Raw genomic sequence first — 3,580 nt, 5'->3', positions numbered from 1 at the left:
CCGCCGCCATGGACGATCATGCTGCGCACGTGCCGCAGTCGTCCGCCCGCCCTCAACCCGCCGCGTTCCATGAGACGCGGCGACGGCTTGCCGACGGCGACCCCCTACGGGTCGACCTGGCGACGGCCCATGGCCTGACGGCGGAATGGACCCCCGAAGTGCTGTCGCGGGAGCGGCAGATCCTCATTCCGATCGCCAGCACCTTCTACATCAGGGCCGGACGCCGCGAGGCCTTGTGCGATCCCAACCAGGTCCTGATGATCACGCCCGGTCTCGTCTCTCGCGACCGGCGCCTGGCCGACGACGATGTCCGCGCGATCATCGTCACCTTGTCGGAGGCGCATCTGGAAGAGCTGGTGCGCCCGGGCGGCGAAGGGCTCGCCCGGTTCGACGACCTGACCACCGCGGCCGATCCGGTCGTCCAGCGCTTGGCCGCGGCCTTGATGCGCGGCGGCGGCGAGGAGGTTCTGGCGATCGAGGACGCCGCGCTGCGCCTTTTGCGCTCGGTCCTGGGCGCGCCGCGGCCGCGCGCCGAGACCGTGGGCGCCCGCCCGCTCCGTCTTGTCCGGGCGGTCAAGGAGATGCTCGCCCACGCGAGCGAACCGCTTTCGCTCAGCCGCATCGGCCGGACCCTGGGCGTGTCGCCGGTCTATCTGGCCGAGATATTCCACCGCGTGGAGGGCACGCCCATCGGCCGCTACCAGCGTCGACTGCGCCTCACCCGGGCCCTGGCCCTGCTGCCGAAGACCGACGACATCGCGGGTCTGGCCCTGGATCTGGGCTTTTCCAGCCACAGCCACTTCACGGCCGCCTTCCGCGCCGCCCATGGGGTGACGCCGTCGGCCTATCGCGGCGCGCCGCGGCGAACGACGCGCCCGACGCGGCGTTAGAGCCCCTTGGCCATCATCCCGGCCAGAACCTTGTCTGGGGTCATCGGATAGTCGCGTAGCCGCACGCCCGTGGCGTTGTAGATCGCGTTGGCCACCGCCGCCCCGGCGCCGCAGATGCCGAGCTCGCCGACCCCCTTGATGCCCATCGGATTGGCCTTGTCGTCGGCCTCGTCCAGGAAGATCGCGTCCAGGTCGACGATGTCGGCGTGGCTCGGCACCAGGTAGCCGGCCATGTCCTGGTTGATGAACGAGCCGTAGCGCGGATCGACGGCGTTGCCCTCGGTCAGCGCCGCGCCCACGCCCCAGATCATGCCGCCGGTGATCTGGCTCTTGGCGGTCTTGGCGTTGAGGATGCGGCCGGCGGCGAACACCCCGAACATCTTGCGCATGCGCACCTCGCCGGTGACCGTGTCCACCCCGACCTCGGCGAAGTGGGCGCCGTAGGTGTGCTGGGAATAGTCACGGGCGTCGGCGGCGGGGCTGATCGAACCCTCCACGTAGACGCCTTCCGGCGCGGCGCGAGCCACCAGGGCGGCGAGGCCCTCGGTCCGGTTCTCGATGCCGATCAGGCCATTCTCGAAGGTCACGTACTCCGCCGGACCGCCATAGAGCGGCGAGTTGGGGTCGCCGACCGCCAGTTCCGTCAGAGCCTTACGCAGGTTCATCCCGGCCTCGTAGGCCGCTGAGCCCGCGGTGGCCGCGCCGAACTGGCCGCCCGAACCCGGCGCGGGCGGGAACTCGGAATCCCCGATCTCCACCTTCACCTGGCTCATCGGCACGCCCAGGGTCTCGGCGGTGATCTGGGCCAATATCGTATAGGTGCCGGTGCCGATGTCGGTCATGCCCTGCCGCAGGGTAATGGTTCCGTCGGCGTCGATCCGCACCCCCGCCTTGGCCGGCAGCAGGAAGTTGCCGCGGATGGCGCAGGCCATGCCCATCCCCACCAGCCAACGACCGTCGCGGACCTGGCCGGGCTTGGGGTTGCGGCGCTCCCAGCCGAAGCGCTGGGCGCCCTGCGTGAGGCACTGCACCAGTTGGCGGATGGAGAACGGCTTGCCGGTCTCCGGGTCCACGTCCGGCTCGTTGCGCAGACGCAGCTCGATGGGGTCCATGCCCAGCTTCTCGGCCAGCTCGTCCATGGCGCATTCCAGGCTGAGCATGCCCGGCGCCTCGCCCGGCGCCCGCATGGGTCCCGCGCCCGGCAGGTCCATCTTCACCAGGCGGTGGCCGGTGAGGCGGTTGGGCGCGGCGTACAGGTTGCGGGAGAAATTCGCCGCGTGCTCGGTGAAGACCGCGTGACGGGCGCAGTGGGTGGTCGCCTCGACCGCGAACGCCGTCAGTCTGCCGTCGGCCTCGGCGCCCAGGCGCACCCGCATGATCACCGCAGGCCGATGGATGGTGCCATGGAACATCTGCTGGCGGGTGTAGGCGATCTTCACCGGGCGCCCGAGTTCGCGTGCGCCCAGCGCGGCCAGCACCAGGTCATCATAGGGCTGGCCCTTGCCGCCGAAGCCGCCGCCGATATAGCGGGTCAGCAGGTGGACCCGATCGCTGGGGATGGCCAGGGTCTCGGCCAGGGCGTGCTGGCCGCCCTTCACCATCTGGATCGAGGTGTGGACCGTGACCTTCTCGCCGTCCCACCAGGCGAGCGTCGCCACCGGCTCCATCTGAACGTGGTTCTGGATCGGACTGACATAGGTCTCGTCGACGTTGACCGGCGCGGCGCCATAGGCGGCCGGGAAGTCGCCGATATGAACGTCCTCCTCGCCCGGAGGCTGTTCGGCCTGATCGACATTGGCTTCAAACGCCACCAGGGCGTCTTCGGCGGCGTATTCGACCTCCACCAGATTGGCGGCGGCGCGGGCGTTTTCAAAGGTGTCGGCGACCACGAAGGCCACCGATTGACCGAAGAACTCCACGCGATCACTGGCGAATGCCGGGTTCGACGCCCGCTGGCTGCGCGGATTTGCCCGCGTCCCACGCGGCGCCTGAACGGGGACGTTCTTGTAGGTCCAGACGATCTCAACGCCTGGCGAGGCCTCCGCCGCGGCGGTGTCGATGCGGGTGATGCGTCCCCGCGCGATCCCGGCCGAGACCAGATAGCCATAGGCCGGTGGCGACGGCGGTTCGACCTCATAGGCGTAGGGGGCGGTCCCGGTGACCTTGAGCCTGCCCTCATAGCGGTCGACGCCCTTGCCGATCAGCCCGCCGCGGTTCTCGGTGATGGGGTTGGGCGCTGCCCAGTCCTTGACGGAGGTCATGCGCCTCTCCCTTGCTCGGCGAGCGTCGCCACCGTCAGTCGGCGGATGACATCGATCTTGAAAGCGTTGCGGCCATTGGCCTTGGCGGTCGAAAGCTCGGCGTCCACGGCTTCCAGCGTCGAGGCGCCGCCGGCCAACGCGGCCTCCACCTTGTCCGCGCGCCAGGGCTTGTGGGCCACGGCGCCGAAAGCGATCTGGCCGCCGGCCACCGCCACGCTGGCCAGGCCGCCGGCGTACGAGGCTCGGTCGCGGACCTTGGCGTAGGCCTGGCCGCCCTCGGGCGGCGGCGGGATCACGACGGCGGTGATCAGTTCCCCCGGGGCGAGGTCGGTCTCGATCTGCGGCGTGTCGCCGGGCAGGCGATGCAGGTCGCGCACCGCGATGGTTCGCGACGCGCCGTCGGGCGACAGCGTCTCGACGCTGGCGCCG

3 protein-coding genes are annotated in these 3,580 nt (G+C 70.3%); 1 reads left to right on the top strand and 2 read right to left on the bottom strand.

Annotated elements, in window-relative coordinates; all coding sequences use genetic code 11:
* The coding region (locus RMO04_RS01780; protein ID WP_309643080.1) for an AraC family transcriptional regulator at positions 1–890 on the top strand (890 nt) is incomplete at its 5' end.
* Here RMO04_RS01780 and RMO04_RS01775 read toward each other — a convergent pair.
* Both RMO04_RS01775 and RMO04_RS01770 read right to left on the bottom strand, forming a co-directional pair.
* Positions 887–3,151 carry a xanthine dehydrogenase family protein molybdopterin-binding subunit gene (locus RMO04_RS01775; protein ID WP_309643079.1) on the bottom strand — a complete coding sequence of 755 codons (2,265 nt, stop codon included), beginning with the start codon at positions 3,149–3,151 and terminating at the stop codon, positions 887–889. The two genes, RMO04_RS01780 and RMO04_RS01775, sit on opposite strands and share 4 nt — an antisense overlap.
* Positions 3,148–3,580, bottom strand: a 433-nt coding sequence (locus RMO04_RS01770) for an FAD binding domain-containing protein (protein WP_405041450.1), incomplete at its 5' end; no start/stop codon positions are given. The genes RMO04_RS01770 and RMO04_RS01775, both read right to left, overlap by 4 nt.

Source organism: Phenylobacterium sp. (assembly GCF_031412415.1).
Lineage (GTDB): Bacteria > Pseudomonadota > Alphaproteobacteria > Caulobacterales > Caulobacteraceae > Phenylobacterium.
The sequence above is the reverse complement of the archived record's forward strand: the minus strand, read 5'-3'. Positions and strand labels throughout refer to the sequence as shown.